The organism is Candidimonas nitroreducens, from assembly GCF_002209565.1.
GTDB lineage: Bacteria > Pseudomonadota > Gammaproteobacteria > Burkholderiales > Burkholderiaceae_B > Candidimonas > Candidimonas nitroreducens.
The window spans coordinates 140,056-156,326 of record NZ_NJIH01000013.1; the positions used below are offsets into that span (position 1 = coordinate 140,056).

General features: G+C 59.9%; 18 protein-coding genes. 16 read left to right on the forward strand and 2 right to left on the reverse strand.

Going from position 1 to position 16,271, the window contains the following annotated elements; all coding sequences use genetic code 11:
- Nucleotides 1–524: 524 nt before the first annotated feature.
- Both CEY11_RS21340 and CEY11_RS21345 read right to left on the reverse strand, forming a co-directional pair.
- A complete protein-coding gene (locus CEY11_RS21340) occupies nucleotides 525–1,769 on the reverse strand; it encodes a hypothetical protein (RefSeq protein WP_143322992.1) in 1,245 nt (414 codons plus the stop codon).
- 639 nt (nucleotides 1,770–2,408) lie between these two features.
- A complete protein-coding gene (locus CEY11_RS21345) occupies nucleotides 2,409–3,122 on the reverse strand; it encodes a hypothetical protein (RefSeq protein ID WP_088605444.1) in 714 nt (237 codons plus the stop codon).
- Nucleotides 3,123–4,137: 1,015 nt separating this feature from the next.
- Here CEY11_RS21345 and CEY11_RS25285 point away from each other — a divergent pair.
- The 16 genes from CEY11_RS25285 (at nucleotide 4,138) to CEY11_RS25290 (ending at nucleotide 16,269) form a co-directional block, all read left to right on the forward strand.
- Nucleotides 4,138–4,482, forward strand: a complete 345-nt coding sequence (locus CEY11_RS25285) for a hypothetical protein (protein ID WP_143322994.1) — start codon at nucleotides 4,138–4,140, stop codon at nucleotides 4,480–4,482.
- On the forward strand, nucleotides 4,479–4,958 hold the full coding sequence (locus CEY11_RS21360) for a hypothetical protein (RefSeq protein ID WP_088605447.1): 480 nt from the start codon (nucleotides 4,479–4,481) through the stop codon (nucleotides 4,956–4,958). The genes CEY11_RS25285 and CEY11_RS21360 overlap by 4 nt, the downstream gene beginning before the upstream one ends.
- Before the next feature lie 2 nt (nucleotides 4,959–4,960).
- On the forward strand, nucleotides 4,961–5,203 hold the full coding sequence (locus CEY11_RS21365; protein WP_088605448.1) for an Acb2/Tad1 domain-containing protein: 243 nt from the start codon (nucleotides 4,961–4,963) through the stop codon (nucleotides 5,201–5,203).
- Between the two features lie 111 nt (nucleotides 5,204–5,314).
- Nucleotides 5,315–6,703 (forward strand): terminase family protein, encoded by a 1,389-nt coding sequence (locus tag CEY11_RS21370; RefSeq protein WP_088605449.1) that lies wholly within the window; start codon nucleotides 5,315–5,317, stop codon nucleotides 6,701–6,703.
- Nucleotides 6,704–6,768: 65 nt separating this feature from the next.
- The gene (locus tag CEY11_RS21375; RefSeq protein WP_088605450.1) at nucleotides 6,769–8,865 is read left to right on the forward strand and encodes a proline-rich domain-containing protein; all 2,097 of its coding nucleotides are present in this window, start codon (nucleotides 6,769–6,771) and stop codon (nucleotides 8,863–8,865) included.
- Nucleotides 8,866–9,143: 278 nt separating this feature from the next.
- A complete protein-coding gene (locus tag CEY11_RS21385) occupies nucleotides 9,144–10,154 on the forward strand; it encodes a hypothetical protein (protein ID WP_143322997.1) in 1,011 nt (336 codons plus the stop codon).
- A 72-nt stretch (nucleotides 10,155–10,226) separates the two neighbouring features.
- Nucleotides 10,227–11,189, forward strand: coding sequence for a phage major capsid protein (locus tag CEY11_RS21390; RefSeq protein ID WP_088605453.1), 963 nt, complete (start codon nucleotides 10,227–10,229; stop codon nucleotides 11,187–11,189).
- Between the two features lie 65 nt (nucleotides 11,190–11,254).
- Nucleotides 11,255–11,851 (forward strand): hypothetical protein, encoded by a 597-nt coding sequence (locus tag CEY11_RS21395; RefSeq protein ID WP_198958956.1) that lies wholly within the window; start codon nucleotides 11,255–11,257, stop codon nucleotides 11,849–11,851.
- On the forward strand, nucleotides 11,838–12,083 hold the full coding sequence (locus CEY11_RS21400; protein WP_088605454.1) for a hypothetical protein: 246 nt from the start codon (nucleotides 11,838–11,840) through the stop codon (nucleotides 12,081–12,083). Before CEY11_RS21395 ends, CEY11_RS21400 begins: the two co-directional genes overlap by 14 nt.
- A 3-nt stretch (nucleotides 12,084–12,086) precedes the next feature.
- On the forward strand, nucleotides 12,087–12,713 hold the full coding sequence (locus CEY11_RS21405; protein ID WP_088605455.1) for a phage adaptor protein: 627 nt from the start codon (nucleotides 12,087–12,089) through the stop codon (nucleotides 12,711–12,713).
- Nucleotides 12,714–12,725: 12 nt separating this feature from the next.
- On the forward strand, nucleotides 12,726–12,956 hold the full coding sequence (locus CEY11_RS21410; protein ID WP_088605456.1) for a hypothetical protein: 231 nt from the start codon (nucleotides 12,726–12,728) through the stop codon (nucleotides 12,954–12,956).
- Nucleotides 12,957–12,971: 15 nt separating this feature from the next.
- On the forward strand, nucleotides 12,972–13,403 hold the full coding sequence (locus tag CEY11_RS21415; RefSeq protein ID WP_088605457.1) for a phage tail fiber protein: 432 nt from the start codon (nucleotides 12,972–12,974) through the stop codon (nucleotides 13,401–13,403).
- A gap of 1 nt (nucleotide 13,404) precedes the next feature.
- Nucleotides 13,405–14,493, forward strand: coding sequence for a hypothetical protein (locus CEY11_RS21420; RefSeq protein ID WP_088605458.1), 1,089 nt, complete (start codon nucleotides 13,405–13,407; stop codon nucleotides 14,491–14,493).
- Nucleotides 14,490–14,789 carry a phage fiber-tail adaptor protein gene (locus CEY11_RS21425; protein ID WP_088605459.1) on the forward strand — a complete coding sequence of 100 codons (300 nt, stop codon included), beginning with the start codon at nucleotides 14,490–14,492 and terminating at the stop codon, nucleotides 14,787–14,789. Before CEY11_RS21420 ends, CEY11_RS21425 begins: the two co-directional genes overlap by 4 nt.
- Nucleotides 14,789–15,469 (forward strand): hypothetical protein, encoded by a 681-nt coding sequence (locus CEY11_RS21430; protein ID WP_088605460.1) that lies wholly within the window; start codon nucleotides 14,789–14,791, stop codon nucleotides 15,467–15,469. The genes CEY11_RS21425 and CEY11_RS21430 overlap by 1 nt, the downstream gene beginning before the upstream one ends.
- Nucleotides 15,466–16,269, forward strand: a complete 804-nt coding sequence (locus CEY11_RS25290; RefSeq protein WP_143322999.1) for a hypothetical protein — start codon at nucleotides 15,466–15,468, stop codon at nucleotides 16,267–16,269. The genes CEY11_RS21430 and CEY11_RS25290 overlap by 4 nt, the downstream gene beginning before the upstream one ends.
- Nucleotides 16,270–16,271: the final 2 nt, after the last annotated feature.

Sequence of the window (16,271 nt, forward strand, 5' to 3'; positions counted from 1 at the left end):
AACCGCAGATACCCTCCCGTTGCTCATGCGGTCGGTGAGTGGCACTTGCCCAATATCACCTACTGGCACTCGCAGCGTGGCTACATCGCCACGCCCGGTACATTCTCTGCGTCCATAGCTGCTGCACGTAACACGCCGTCGGCTTTGGAATCACACACCCATGGTCGCAAGCCCTTGGTGCTACCCTACCCACTCGGTCGGTAATGTTGTCCCCGCCTGGCAGCTCGGCCAGGCGCGTGTATCGTGGAGCCCCAATTGCCACATCGAAGCGCGTGGCTATAAACCACGCGCCGGCAGCACCGTTTAACGATGGTAGGTCATGCTCATCACCCATCGGCATTTCGTGGCTTGTCTCGCCGCCACCGGCATCAGCGTACCGTGTCTCGCGCCGGATTAACCTGGGTTAACTCGGATGGAGCAGGGCCGTTACCAAACCCCGTCACCATACCGATATGTTACTACGTTACCATCATGATGTAAAGATGGTAACAAGGCCAACCGGGCGCGATTTCGTGGTCGTTTGGTTACTTGGTTTCACCCCAGTGTGTGCGGGCACGCGCAATGACATCAGCGGCCTGCGCATCATCCACGCCAGCGAAACCCAGCTGGGTAAGCGTGTCGGCATAGTCCTGCTCTGTGGGCCGCTCGCGCGTCAGTGCCTCGTAGTGGAGCTTCACCGCACGCTCGGCCCGATGCTCAGGGGTTTCGGATTCCTCTGGCTGCACGGTGGCGCCCGCCACCGCCATACTCTCCGGTACCTTAGCCGTGGCCGCCACCGCCTCCAGCTCGGCAGCCAGCGCACCGATCCATGGATCATTGGGTAACTGGGTAACAGGGCGCGGGGCACCCGCCGGCAAGACATCGGCCGGTAGTTCCCAGGGCGGGGCTATCCAGTCGGGCCGGTCAGTATTCGGCAATTCAACCTCATAACTTACCTCTACAACATGCGGCACGATAGCCATGGCCGCTTGCATCTGTGCCTGGGCACTCGGGTATTGCCCCGTGGCTTGCTGCAAGACGCGATCCAGCTCGGATGTAAAGCTCGCGCCCGTTTCCAGTACGGCTTTCACTTCACCCATGCGGTTCTCTGGCATGCCGTGGCGTGGGCGCCCACCACGCGGCGACGAGGGTAGCTCACGCATGCATTGCAGCAAGCCCGCAGCGCGCAGCTTGTGGCGTACCGTGGTACGAGATAAGCCAAAGGCATAGGCAATGGAATCCAGGGTGTAATGCCGCTGGCCCGCCACCGTCACAGGTACCAGCGGGACGTGCTCGCGCTCTCTGGATTCGCCAATGCGCGTACCGTCTGAATCCACATGCACGCGCAGCCGTGGCGTGTTAATCACGCGCATTACGTCACCCAGCAACGGCAAGGGAAAGCCACGGGCAGGCCGCCCCGCCGCATTGGGCAGGTTAACTTTCCACGCGACAAGATTGCCGCGCTTATAGCGCCCATTCATTGTTGACATGGGTATGCCCATGACGTGCGCCAGGGATTCCAGGGTGAAGCACTCGCCAACTACCGTGCCACCGACGTACGTTGTATAGACGCGAAGGTGCTTCCCGTTCATCTCGCGGTCACTGATTTTTGTTAATGTAGTTGCATTCAGCTCGGCTTGCTTCGCTAATTCGTCGATGTCAAAGGGCAGGGATTGTAGGGGCTCGTAATTGGTTTCCACGGCTTTTTTCCTTTTGCGTGTAACAGGATTAGTCACAATTGCCAGCCAAAAACAGGGCGCCGGGTTTGCCAGCGGCAAGTTAGTGGCCATGGAAAATAGCCTACCAGGGGCAAACATCACTGCATAGCGCGAACTTTCAAAACCCTTTAGGCGAGTAAAAAACTATCGCATATCGTTTCTGTCTTCTTTCAAAAGCCTATCCACGGGTTCTATATCTTTCAGCCGTGATTAAACAATTGGTTTTTGAAGACACCTTTATAGAGTGTGGTTTCGTGGCCAACCACACTACCATCATGGTCTTTCGCCTCTCTATACGTAACATTAATTATTAATAGAATAGAGTAGATAATAAAAAGCCCTGGAAAACCCCGCTGGCTACGCCAGCCGTGGCGCTACGCAATAAACCGGGTCTTATGGCCATGATGGCATTTTTTATCGATAACTAGGCTTTATGCGGGTTTGTGGCGATTTCAGACACCCGTTTTAATTACCTGGCGCTACAAGCGCGCCGCTTTTATTTTTGGGCAGTCTGCTGACTGTTACTTAGTTAACCCAGGTTAATGGCGACCCAGTTGTTTTAACCCTAAACCATCTCACCCCATAGCCCCGCCACCACGCACTGTAAACATATTAACAATGCGCAGCCTGTTAACCGCGTACCGAACTAAGTTAACAGGCACAAAAAACCCCGCCGTGGTGGCGGGGTGAAAGGGTTAAGCCGTGGCGGGGTTACGCGGCCTTGCGCGTGCGCCGCGTCTTGGCCGGCTCGGCCGGCTTTTGCGGCGACCCAATGACCGGCACTTGCGCGCCGAGCTTTTCGATCTCGGCTATTTGCGCAGCCTTTGCCGATGAGGATGCCCAGGACATGAACATGCCGCTATGTTCGATGGCGTAATCCACGGCCGCGCCCAGCTCTGGTGTGAATGTGCCGAATAGCCCGCGCACAAGGTCTTCAAACGTGGCGGGCTTAGGCGCGGCAGGCGTGGCCGCATCGGCGCTATCCGTGCCGTGCCGCGCCCCGCTAGACGCGCGCGTGGTGGCGCTTGGCCGGTCACGGTACATGGCCTTTAAGCCGCCTGTCTTCGCGGGCTTGTAGGCCTTTTCAATCATGTCCTTGATGACGCCGCGCAGCCGCGACAGATAGACCTTGGTCGATTCTACGGTTACGGCCGTGCTGGCGTCGCATAGCTGTTTGCACGCGCCGATGAATGCGCCAAGGTTAGTTGGTGTGGCGTACTTCGCGGCCTTGATGGCCAGCTCGCCTAGCGTGGCGTTAAGCGACTGACCAACGGTTTCGGCCTCAATGATCGCGCCGGATATTTCGTGCGCGATTTTTTCAAGCGCATCGGGAAGCGGCACGCTGGTTTCAACTGTACCGGGCCGATGTGCAACGGCGGTAACAGTACGCTTGGTAGCGGTCTTGGTAGCGGTCTTGGTAGCCATGATGAGTTCCTTTGAACGTTAACCCGGGTTAACCGGCTGACCGTCGCACCATGCGACGGCACGGCTCTATTTTCCGTTACTATCACGATGGTAACAATGGATGAGCGTGCGCTGTCGACGCCGCGCGGCGGGGCCGTGGTGGGGTGGTGTTGGCGTGGAGCCAGGCGGGCAGGGGGGTCAGGGTGACAGTGCTCAGGCGGGCAGGGGGGTCAGGGGTGTGGCCACACGGGGGTGGGGTGGTGTGTGGCCTTCACGGGGTTCCGAGATATGCGCCCCACCAAAAAACCATGTAGCGCGAAGTAGCACATACAAAACAACTTGCCGTTACTATCACGATGGTATATGCTTCGCCCATCCCTAGTAAGCCGGTGTCGCATGGTCGGCCCGTTGGCCCCAGTTGAGTCTGGGGCGTCTTTTCAACCTTAAAAATGTCTGAATGTAATCAAAAGTGGCAATCTGTAGTCCCAATAAAACCTTGAAGGGGTAGACGAGATGGACTCCGAATCACCGGCAAGAGGTAGGTACTACACAACCACAGACATTGCCGTTTGGCTTGGCAAGCACCCTGTCACCATTAGATCTTGGCGTGTGCGCAACGCGAAGGCGGGCTTCTTGAAGTACGGGCCGCCCTACGAATACCGGGATGGCAAGGTGGTGTACCCGGTACAAGCGTTCCGTGATTGGTGCGCAGGGCATGAGGTAATCGACGGGGTGGTGCATATGGCCCTCCCGCTATCCGCTGTGGATGAGCTGCAGCGGTATGCCGACGAGGTTAGCCGTGGCCGGAACGCCCAATAGCTTTGACCAAGCGCTGGATGCGGTGATGGCCCAGCCGTGGGGTGATGAGTCCCCAGTTGCCGCACCTGTCCAGCCCACGCCGCAGCTCCAGGCTCCCCGAGTCCCTGCGTTGCCTGAGCCGCAAGACGATGACATCGATGAGGATGGCGGGGAGCCTGTCGAGCGCCCGGCTCGGCGGTTGAGCATTGGCCAGCTGGCTGAGTTGGCGATGGGGCGCATGCCCCCTGGTGTAACCCCGGAGGACGCGCAGAGCGAGCTGGCGGTCATGTTGCGCGAGGTCGACCCCAAGGAGATCGAGAAGGCCATGGGGTTGCAGGCCGCCGAGCAGCAGTTGAAATCCGGGGCGTTCTATGGCGCCGTGCTGGCCGACCTCATCAAGGACATGGCCGCAGGCGGTTTGAAGCCGGAGCTGAAAATCAAGCTGGCAACACTCCTGGCCCGCGTGGGCCGAGTCGACCCCAAGGACGATGGCCCGGCCGGCATGGGCTCGGGGTTCCAGCTCATCATCAACATGGACGCCGCGGCGCGAGCGCCCGTCACCGTGGATATGGAGCCAGCATGACTGTGATCGCGTGGGACGGAGAAACCCTGGCGGCGGATAAGCGCGCGGTTGACGGGGCGGGTGCGATAGCCACCACGACGAAAATCTGGCGCTGCAAGAATGCGCTGTTGGCGGTTACCGGGTCGTGGGATGTTGGGGTGGAAATGCGCGAGTGGTGGGCTAGCGGTGCTGGCCCTGAGAAGTTCCCCGAGGTCGCTCGTAAGAACGATGCGTCGCTGATCGTTTTCTCAAGCGTTGGCATCGAAGAATACTGCGCGGCGCCGTACCCGATGCTGATCGAGGACTCCAAGTACGCTGCTGGTACTGGGCGCAAGTATGCCCTGGCGGCCATGGCTTGCGGCAAGTCGGCAATGGAGGCTGTGGAAATCGCGTGCCGCTTCCAGTCCGACTGTGGCAATGGCGTGGATGTGCTGCGCCTGCACCCCGTCGAGATAGTTCGCGCGAAGCACGACCTCGACACCCTTCTGAGGAAATAACCATGGATCAACAAGTTACTCGTGAACCCACATTCGGTGAACGTGCCGTTGGCCTGACCTTCAACCCTGGCGGCAGCGCGTCGGTGCACCTGCTCAAGTCACGCGCCGCGGCGTTTATCGACGAGGCCAACAAGTTGCGCCATGAGACGGATGACCCCGAGGTGGCGCGCATGTGCAACATCGCCATCACCGAGGCACAGAGTGCGCAAATGTGGGCCGTCAAGGCTGCGACGTGGCGCGGTTAGGTGCGGTGCAGAAAAAAGCCCCAGGGGTTACCCAGGGCAAGCGGAAGTACTGCGAGGGCATCCTAGCATGCACCCATCGGCTGTTCACCTGGCAATACTGACAGGGTGGTGATGTCGGGAACCATCGTCACCAACTACACCGCGCCGCCCACCATTGCGCGGTTCATGGCCAGCGACGCGCCGGTGCGCCTGTTGTTGGGGCCGATTGGTTCGGGCAAGTCCACGGGCAACATCATCGAGATCGCGCGCCGTGCGCGCCAGCAGTCGCCTGGCCGAGACGGCATCCGACGCACCCGCTGGGCCATCGTGCGCTCCACCAAGCAGCAGTTGAAGGACACGACGCTAAAGTCCTGGTTGGAGTGGTTCCCCGACGGTGTGGCGGGGCGCTGGCACGAGAGCAACATGACCTACACGCTGCGCTTTGGCGACGTGGTGGCCGAGGTCATGTTCCGTGCCCTGGATGACCCCGAGGACGTGCGCCGGTTGCTGTCGTTGGAGTTGACCGGTGCGTTCGTCAACGAGGCCCGCGAGACACCGCTGGAGATCATCACCGCATTGCGCTCGCGCGTGGGTCGCTACCCGAGCAAGAAAGAGGGTGGGCCGACGTGGTACGGGCTCATCATGGATACCAATCCGCCCTCGACGGATCATTGGGTCTATGAAAAGTTCGAGCAGGAAAAGCCGGCCGGCTGGGAAATCTTCAAGCAGCCTGGCAGCCTGGATCCTGCCGCCGAGAACCTGGAAAATCTGCCGGCGACGTATTACCAAGACCTCATGGAGGGCGCCGATGAGGACTGGATCAACGTTCATGTGCACGCAAAGTATGGGCGTTCCAAGGCAGGGCTGCCGGTCTACGAGAAAACGTTCGTGCCGGATTTCCACACGCGCGATGAGTTGAACGTGGTGGGTGGCACGCCTGTCATCATCGGCATGGACTTTGGGCGCACGCCGGCTGCGGCGCTCTACCAGCGCGATGCGCGCGGGCGCGTGCTGCTGCAGGATGAGCTGGTGAGCGAGAACATGGGCCTGGAGCGCTTCATCGACCTCAAGGTGAGGCCACTGCTGGCTGACCGCTACCCAGGGTTTCGTGTGGCCATCGCGGGTGATCCAGCTGGCTGGGCAAAAAGCCAGATCAACGAGCAGAGCTGCGCGGACATCATCAAGGCAATGGGGTATGTCGCAGTGCGCCCACCGACCAACGACATCGCACCACGCCTTGGTGCGGTGGAAAAATTGCTGGCTCAGCAGATCGACGGCGAGGCCATGTTCCTCATCAACAAGTCGCGCTGCCCCACCATCGTGGCGGGGTTCGAGCATGGCTATCGGTACAAGCGCAAGCGCGATGGCCAGTACGAGGAAACCCCCGAGAAGAATCGGTTCAGTCATCCGCACGACGCCGTGCAGTACGGCGCGTTGGTGGTCGACGCCGCCGGTGACCTGGCTAAAGGGTTGGGTGCGGTGCGCGTGGTGCAGCAGGTTGACATGCGTGGTTGGGTTTAAGTTACCATCAAGATGGTAAAATTGTCTGAATGTGTTGCCTACGGCTGCGGCCGGGGGGATTAGCTATGGACAGTAGCCGTGGATTGCTGCGGGTCGTATCGAACGACGAGTTGACGCGCCGAGAGCAGGCTGCTGCCCAGGCGCAGCGCGATAGTGAGCGCGATAAACAGGAAGTCCTGACGGGCCTGGCGGGCTACATCATGCCACTGTGGGAAGACGCCAAGCGGGCAAAAGAGGAAATTCGGCCTCGACTACTGGCGAGCTTGCGCCAGCGCCGCGGCGAGTATGAGCCCGACAAACTGTCGCAGATCAAGCAGGTGGGCGGCTCGCAGATCTTCATGATGATCTCGTCGGTGAAGTGCCGCGCCGCGGCGTCCTGGTTGCGCGACGCGCTCCTGGGGCAGGGTAGTGACAAGCCGTGGACGGTATCGCCCACGCCCAACCCGCAGCTGCCGGACGACTCAGAGCAGCAGCTGGCGATGAAGGTTGGCCAGGAGGTGGGAATGCTGCGTGCTATGGGGGTGGACATGCCGCCCGACATGGTGGCGCAGCGCCTGGACGCGGCGCGCGAGTCATTGAAGGCCAAGCTGCGCGAGCAGGCCCGGCTTAAGGCCGAGGACACCGAGCGCATCCTGGAGGACGAGCTGATTGAGGGCGGTTTTATTGAAGCACTGGATCAGTTCATCGACGACTTTGTGACCTACCCGGCGGCTATCCTGAAAGGGCCAGTCATTCACCGCGAGCCTACGCTGACCTGGCAGAAGATGTCAGGGGGCGCCAATGCGCTGCCGCGCTGGGTACCGGTCGTCGAGGACAAGCTTGTCAAGCGCTGGTATCGGGTTGACCCGTTTAAGTTCTATCCTGCCTCATGGGCCACGGATGTGGACAACGGATACTGCTTCGAGCATCACCGCCTCACGCGCGACGCGCTTTATGCCATGATTGGCTCGCCCGGCTATGACGAAGAAGCCATACGCAGCGTGCTCCAGGAGTTCGATGGGCTGCAGAACTGGCTGGGCATCAACGGGTATAACACTGCCGACCAGATCAACCAACCCGAGCAGCTACTGTCTACTGGTGGCCCCGCCGACGCCCTGGAGTTCTTTGGCCAGGTTCCGGGAAAATATCTGATTGAGTGGGGCGTGGATGACCCGCAGGTCGACGACCCCGACAAAGCGTACAACGTCAACCTCTGGATGATTGGTCGCTGGATCATCAAGGCCACGATCAACCCGGATCCCCTGGGTAAGAAGCCTTATCGGCGCGCATGCTACGAGGAAATCCCCGGCGCGTTCTGGGGCAATGGTGTACCCGACCTGATCCGTGATACACAGGATGTGTGTAATGCCGCAGCGCGCTCGCTGGTTAACAACATGGCGATATCGTCCGGGCCGCAGGTAGGCGTGAATACAGACCGCATGCCGGTGGGCGCCAACGTGACACAGCTCTACCCCTGGAAGGTTCACCAGTTCACGTCGAGCCCGATGGGCAGCACCGAGCAGCCCATCTATTTCTTCCAGCCGCAAAGCAACGCCATGGATTTGGTGAACGTGTTTACGTTCTTCTCGAACCTGGCCGATGAGTACAGCGGGCTGCCGAAGTACATGACGGGCGACACCAAGATCGGTGGGGCGGGCCGCACGTCCTCGGGCCTGAGCATGCTGGTGGGTAATGCAAACCGGTTGATGAAATCGGTGCTAGGGGGTGTGGATCGTGTCATCGTCGACGTGCTGGAAAGTCTGCACTCGTGGTTGATGCAGTTCGCATTTAATGAATACCCTGAGCTTGAGGGGGATATCCGCATCGTGGCGCGCGGCTCGGCTTCGGTGATGGCCCGCGAGCAGCTTGCACAGCGGCGCAACGAGTTCCTGCAAGCGACGGCCAACCCGGTCGACATGCAGGTTATTGGCCCTGATGGTCGGGCATACCTGCTGCGCGAGCAGGCCAAGAGCCTGGAGCTTGATACCGATAAGATTGTGCCGGATCACCCGCAGCAGCCCATGGCGCCTCAGCTCCCTCAACCTGGTCAGCCGGGCCTGGGTGAAATGCCTGGGCGGCCGGGCCAGCCAGCTATGCTGCCGATGGGTAATGGCGGTTCGCCGCCGGCGCCTCCACAGAATGGTAGGCCCATCGGTGCGCTGACTGATCGAATTGTCGCTTGACTGCGTTACCATCATGATGGTATAAAGCTTTAAATGCTAGTCAAACCTAACCCTGACACCCTCACAGCACTTGGCCGTATCGGCAAGACCGCAGAGTGGGGAATCATCGAAGGCTGGCTGCGTGAGAGTCGAGAACGGTACGTCAATGCCAGCCTCGACCCTGACCCAGCGCGAAGCCGGCAGATGCAAGGTGCCATGGTGGCCATTGACGAGCTACTCGTGACTATCCGAGCGGCTGTGGATCTCACCACACGCAGATAACCACATAGGTCATTTTTATGGCAATTCCAGATCAGGTGCGTCGGCAAGCCGAGCGTGCTAACGAACTTCTCAGCCAGGCCAATGGCCCCAGCGGAGAGCCCGAGGAAATTCCTCCCGCACCGCCCGAGTCCCCGCCCGAGGAAGTGAAGCCCATAGAACCTGCGGCACCTACGCCGCCCCCTCCCGCCGAGCCTGCGGAACCCCCCCAAGATCCTGAGCCTGTCCCCGCTGCTGAAAACTGGGAGCACAAGTACAAGACCTTGCAAGGTGTGTTCAACGCAGAGACAGGACGGTTGCATGCTGAGCTGAAGGTCTACAAAGATCGCGCTACTGCACTTGAGCAGGCCGCCGCTCAGCCCGCTGCACCGCCCGCGCCGGCACCGACCCCCGCGCCCTTGGTTACCGACAAGGATGTTGAGACGTATGGGCCGGAGCTGATGGATGTCATTGGCCGCAAGGCCCAGGAAATTGCAGATGGCATCGTCGCAAAGCGGTTGGAGGAACTGAAGCCCACGCTGGAGCAGACCAATGAGCGCATCGGCAAAGCCGAGGCACAGGTCTACCAGACGGCCCAGGACAGGTTCTTTGGTGAGCTAGCAAAAGCGGTTCCTGACTACAAGCAGGTGAATGGAGATCCCAAGTGGTTGGCGTGGCTGCAGGAAGTAGATCCCTTGAGTGGGGTGCAGCGCCAGGCCTACTTGGACACGGCAGCAGGCAGTCTTGACCACGCTCGCGTGGCAACCCTGTTCACCGCGTTCAAGAAAGCCGCTGGGGTTGAAGCACCACCTGCTGAGCCCAGTCCTGCTTCCGCACCGACCCCTGGAACGCCGCCTCTATCGCCATCCCCTCGGGCTGTGGGTGTTGCCGTAGCGCAGACCCCCCGAGAGCCGGACAACAGCGTGAGCAGGTCGGAAATCGACGCGCATTACAAGCGTTCCAGTCTCGACCCGAGTTACCGCAAGAGTCCCGAGCACCAGGCCATGGAGGCACGCATCGCTGCAGCGATGGCCAGTGGTCGAATCCGATAGCGCGCAAGTGCTCCTGAGAACGACGGGCTGGCTTATCGCCGGCCCGTTTTGTTTCCTCCCAAGGAGCACTCTATGTCTCTTGCAAATGCATCCGGCGCACCGTCCTACTCGGACTCGCCCTCTGGCACCCGCACCTTCATCCCGGAGGTTTGGTCGGGCAAGCTGATTGAAAAGTTTTACGACGCCACCGTCCTGGCCGCGATTTCGAACACCGACTACGAGGGCGAGATCAAAAAGTTCGGCGACAAGGTGAAGATCCGTACGGTGCCCACTGCTGCGATCCGCGACTACACGCGGAACACGGACATCTCCTATGACATGCCCGATGGCGACGTGATCGACCTGGAAATCGACAAGGGTAAGTATTACGCCGCTCAGATCGACGACGTGTCCGCGTACCAGCAGGACGTGAAGGTGATGGACAAGTGGGCGACCGATGCCTCCGAGCAAATGAAGATCGCCATCGACACCGACGTGCTGGCGGCTACCTACACCCAGGTGGACTCGCACAACAAGGGCGCCACGGCGGGCCGCATCGCGAGCAACCTGAATATGGGCACGTCCGCTGCGCCGCGCAGTGTTTCGAGCACCACCATTCTGGACGCCATCGTCGACGCTGGCCAGGTGCTGGACGAGCAGAACATCCCCGAGCAAGGCCGCTTCCTGATCGTGCCCGCGTGGGCGCTGTCGCGCATCAAGAAGTCCGACCTGAAGGATGCGTCGCTGACCGGTGACGGCCAGTCCATCCTGCGCAACGGTCGCGTCGGCATGATCGACCGCTTCACCCTGTACCTGTCCAACCTGCTGCCTTCGGCGACGGTGAATCTGGGTACTTCGGGTGCACCCAACAACGTCAAGGCATTCCACCTGCTGGCCGGCCACAAGAACGGCCTGACCTTCGCGTCGCAGATGACCGAGATGGAAAAGCTGCGCCTCGAAAAGCGCTTTGCCGATGCGGTACGCGGCCTGCAGGTCTATGGCTACAAGGTGATTGATCCGACCTGCTTGGTCGACTTGTACGCCTACGCCGCGTAAGCCACACAGCCCACGGAGTGATTCGTCGCCTCGTGGGCTGTCTCGCAAAGAGACTGGGGAAACGCATGAGTAGGGTCTGGTCTGGCCGCACGGTGGCTTGTATCGCCAGTGGCCCGTCGCTGACGGCGCTCGATGTTGGTCGTGTCGCCGGGTTGCCCACCGTGGTGACCAACGACACATACCGGATTGTGCCGTTCGCCGACGTGCTGTTTGCCGCTGACCACGGCTGGTGGCAACAGCACTGGCACGGAATAGATGTTCGTGCCCAGAAGTGGACGACTAGCGCGCCGGCAGCCAAAGAGTTCGGGCTGCACTTGCTGCCGACCACACGCGGCAACAGTGGTGCCACGGCCATCCACCTGGCAATGGAGCGCGGCGCTAGCCGAATTCTGCTGCTTGGCTACGACTGCTCTCTTGAGTACGGCTCGCATTGGCACGGTGCTCACGACCGCACAGACAACCCGACCGCAGACACCGTGCGCGTCTGGCGTGGGGACTTTAAAGCTGTGGCCGCCGATGCGCTGCGCCGCGGCGTGTCGGTTGTGAATTGCAGCCGACACACGGCCCTCGATTGCTTCCCCCTTGGAGATTTGCTCGATGAACTGCGCGTGCTCGACGTTGAGCCCGCGCCGCAACAGGAGAGGGCGCATGTCGTTGCCTAAATTTTTCAAGGACGCGGAAGGCTTTTGCTACACCGCGACGGAGCACCTGGCCAAACTCATGCACTTGACGCCGTGGGACGGCGAGGTCGATGACAAGGGATTTGCCGTTGAGCGCAAACCCCGCAAGCCGCGTGCACAAGCGTCCGAGGTTCCGGCCGCAGAAGCGCAACCGCAGGCACCGGAACCGCCTGCTGAGCCAGCAGCGCCAGCGGCCCCGGAGGGGGTGGAGTAGGCCATGGCCAAGCTCGACACGCTCCTGACTCGTGTGCTTGATGAGTTTCCCGCCGTCGCCCAGACGGTGGCACTGCGCGCGCTCTCGGATGCCACGAAAGAGTTTTGTACTCGCTCCGGGGCGTGGCAGGACAGTCTTGACCCCATCGCCATCGTTGCAGGCCAGGACACGTATGACGTGAGCCTGGACACCGGACTGCAGCTAGTTGCGTTGGTGGATGTCCGCGTTGACGGCAAGAAGGTCTATCCGGTTGCTACTGAGCTGGCGCGCCTGCGCGATAACACGCCCGGCAATGGTAGCCCTCGTGGCTACGTTCAGTGGGGGCCGTCGACCATCGAGCTGATCCGCCCGCCCGCTGACGCCGCACAGCTCACCGTCAAGGCGGCGCTCACGCTCGCTCTTGGCAATACGTCCGTAGATGTCACGGATTCCGTGCTCGATGAGTACGGCGAGTACATCGCCTGCGGCGCGAAAGCCCGCCTTGTCCGCCAGAGCAACCAGCCCTGGTATGCCCCCGACGCCGTGACCGGCTACGCCGGCCCTTTCTACGACGCCATCAACAACGCAAAACGTCGCGCGAACACCGCACTCGGTTCGGCCGAGGTGCAGGTGCAGATGCGCGAGTGGTGAAGGAGTTTAGCCATGGCAACCAGCAAACCGAAAGCCAAGACCCTGCCGGTGGGCACGCCAGTCGGATTCAAGTACCGCGGCGCGAAAAGTCCCCACGGCACTGTGGCGGGCGTTGTGCACCAGGGAACCACATCGGCCACCACGATGTACAGCGTGCGACCTGCAAAGGACAGCCGCCATCCGGGCGAGCCCGCCCTTATCCATCGGCGCGGCGACAAGCTGCACCGCCGCAGCGGCAGCTAATTGTAGGGAGCACACATGTCCAAGTCCAACACCTTCGAGAACGATTTGCTGAAGCTGATATTCAACGGCACAGCGATTGCAAATCTCGCGGATAACGCGGCCTCCAGCCCGTTCACTAATCTTTACCTGGCGCTCCATACGGCTGACCCCGGTGAGGCTGGCTCGCAGAACACCAGTGAGGTGTCCTACACCGGCTACGCCCGTGTGGCAGTTGCTCGAACGTCTGCCGGCTGGACTGTCACAGATAACTCTGTGAGCCCGGCCGCTGCTGTCGAATTCGGAGAGATGACAGCTGGGACGCCAGGTACGGCGACGTATGTATCTGTGGGGACTGCATCCAGCGGCGCCGGCAAGATTTTGTACAGCGGGTCGCTCACACCCTCGGTCGCGTACAACGTGGGCGTCGTCCCGCGCCTGCGCACGACATCGACGATAACCGAGGATTGATATGGTCTGGCCTCGCATTGAGCTGGCCCTCGGAGAGATAGCGGTCTTCGAGCTGGCACGCGAGGAAGGCACAGCGACTGTGCTGGAAGCGGCGTTCTCGTTTGCCGGTGAGAACACCAGTGCGTTCGACTCGTCGGCCTATGTCAATGTTGCGTTCGGCGTGGAGGGTGATGCGTCCATGACCCTGGTGGGTGGTGCATATGCCCAGGCAGCGCTCGACGCTGATGGCATGGCCTCTACCGCGCTTGCCGGGCAGGCCCAGTACAGCACCGAATTAGGTGCTGCGGGTACCGCGAGTACTGAGCTGGAAGGCGGTTACGTACTGCTGGCTGTATTCGATGTGGACTGTGTTTCTGATGCCACGTTCGATTCTCTTACCGATGCTGGGTTTGACATCTTCTGCTCTGCGGCTGTGGCGGTGTTCACGTCCGCCACTGCAGACCTTGTTGCTACCGTTGCGGGCGCCGCAAGCACTGACTTGATAGGAAGTGCTTATGCAGGCTCTACCTACGAGGCTGATGGTGAGGCGGCGCTGCAGGTTAGCGCCCAGATGCTGACTAACACCACGCTATCTGTTGGCGGCCAGGGGGCTACGCATATGTTGGGCCAGGCCACGGCCAACACGCTGACGGACACGTCGGGGGCTACCTCCACAAATTTGGTAGGTCAGGCACGCGCCAACACATCCGTAGGCATTGAGGGCGCTGGGAATGCAGAGATTTTGTCCTCGGCCCTCACTTTCATCGACACCCGGCTGATTGTCACTGGCCGTGGTGCAACCGACTTTATCAACGAGTCGTTGATGTTCGTGTCTTCGACGGCTGGGCTTGAGAGCGCCGCCGCTGCGGTGTTTCTTGCGCAGGCATTTGCTGGCTTCGATTGGCATGCTGCGGGTAACGACGTGCAGCAGTGGATGGTTGGGCGTCCTGTGCTGGTGTCTATGCCCACCGCGTTTGACATAGCGCAGCGCCTGCTTGAGGCGCGTACGGCCTCCCGGCCTGATGAGTCGCGTGTTGTAGAGCGGCCCGCAGAAGTGCGCGAGGTCGCCGTACCGGCGATCCCGCTGGAGGTTGAGGTGATCGAACAATGATACTGGCCACCTACATTAAGCAGCCGTCCGAGATCAAGGACTACGACGTTGACTATTCGCCGTGGTTGTTACCCATGGATGACACGCTTGACGATGTTACCGCCGATGTTGTGTGTACTACTGACGCGACAGACACCTCCTTGGTGTGCAGTTCGGTGGAGCGCACGACTCTGCGCTGCAAGTTTTGGATGTCGGGCGGCACGAACGGCAATAAATACAAGTTGACTATACAGGCGACCACTGTAGGTGGCCGGCTCGATGAAAGCGAGCTGGTGTTTTCGGTGAAGGACTACTGATGACACAGCTATTTTCCGACGCCGCGCGCACCACGCTTGCTGCCGACATCACGTCGACGGCTACGTCGTTGACGCTAACCGACAGTGGCAGCGTATTCCCCACCATATCGACGGGGGACATGTTCAAGATAGTTCTACAAGATGACGATGGGTTTGAGATTGCCTACGTGACGACTCACTCGTCGGGTAGCACAACGCTTGCCGGTATTTCGCGCGGCCAGGAAGGTACGACGGCAAAGGCATTCTCAGCTCCGACAGAATCCACGGCGGGCACGACAGTAGGGCTGCGCGTGACAGCGCAGGATATGGAGGCGTTCCGTGACAAGGTAGACGCCGATAACGGCCTTGCCCAGGCGATGCGGTTTAACGTCTCCGCGCTGGGTAATGTGTCTGGTAGTCAAACCATAGACCTATCCAGCGCGACCGAATTCACAATGACGGTTACTGGAGACACAACCTTTGCGTTCTCCAATGCGCCTGCATCGGGGGAGTCGCAGGTCGTTTATTTGCGCATAGAGGATGGCGGGGCGCATACAGTAGCTTGGCCGTCCGGGACTCAGTTCGACGACAGCGGCACTGCACCTGAGTTAACAAGTAGCGGTGTGGACTTGCTTGGTGTAAAGCGCGACTCCACCACCAGTACGAACATGATATTTGTGCTGGGGCAGGCGATAGCATGAGTAGCGACATTCTACTGCTTGCCGCACGACAACCATCGGCCCCGACCATTGGCGATATTTTATTCGGTGATGGTGTCACGACGGGCGCGGTTTATGACCTGACTGATTTCAGCACGTTAAAACAATCTGATGGCAGTTCTATTACAGCCGTTGGCCAGACAGTTTCCAAGGTCTACCCGAAATATAGTGGCACGTACCCCAGCGGGCCTGTCATTCTGTCTGCGGCTTCTGGCATCAAATTGTCCCAGGATAGTGATGGGTGCTATCGGTTGAATTATCCATCTAGTTCTGTGAACGGGCTTTATTCTCCTGCGTTTTTTAGCGCTACAGCAAGCATAAGCGTAGTAATTGGCAGTCTTACAGGATATCTTTCGTACCCATTTTATATCTTCACGGCGATGACAAGTTCGTCCAACGAGCAAGGGTGGGAGCTGGAATTTGTACCTGGTTCCGGCATGGGGTGGGGCTATTGGGATAACGGCGGATCTAATGTAGGTAACTTTAAGGGTGGGTCGTATTCGATAACGACAAAGAGCGTCATGACGCTTCGGGCCACCAAGTCCTCATTGTCTAGCGTGACTGCGAGATCCAACGGGACTAACGCAAGTCTGTCGACTTATGCCAGCGCGACTATTAGCAGCACACCTGTAAGTACACAAATTTTTCTTGGTAAGCCTTATACATCGGGATTTAACACGAAGAATTTCATTTATAGCTTCATTGTCTATGGCGGCATTTTGTCGAGTGACAAACTAGCTGCGGCAGAAGCGTGGGTAAACGAAAGAACGGGGGCATATTGATT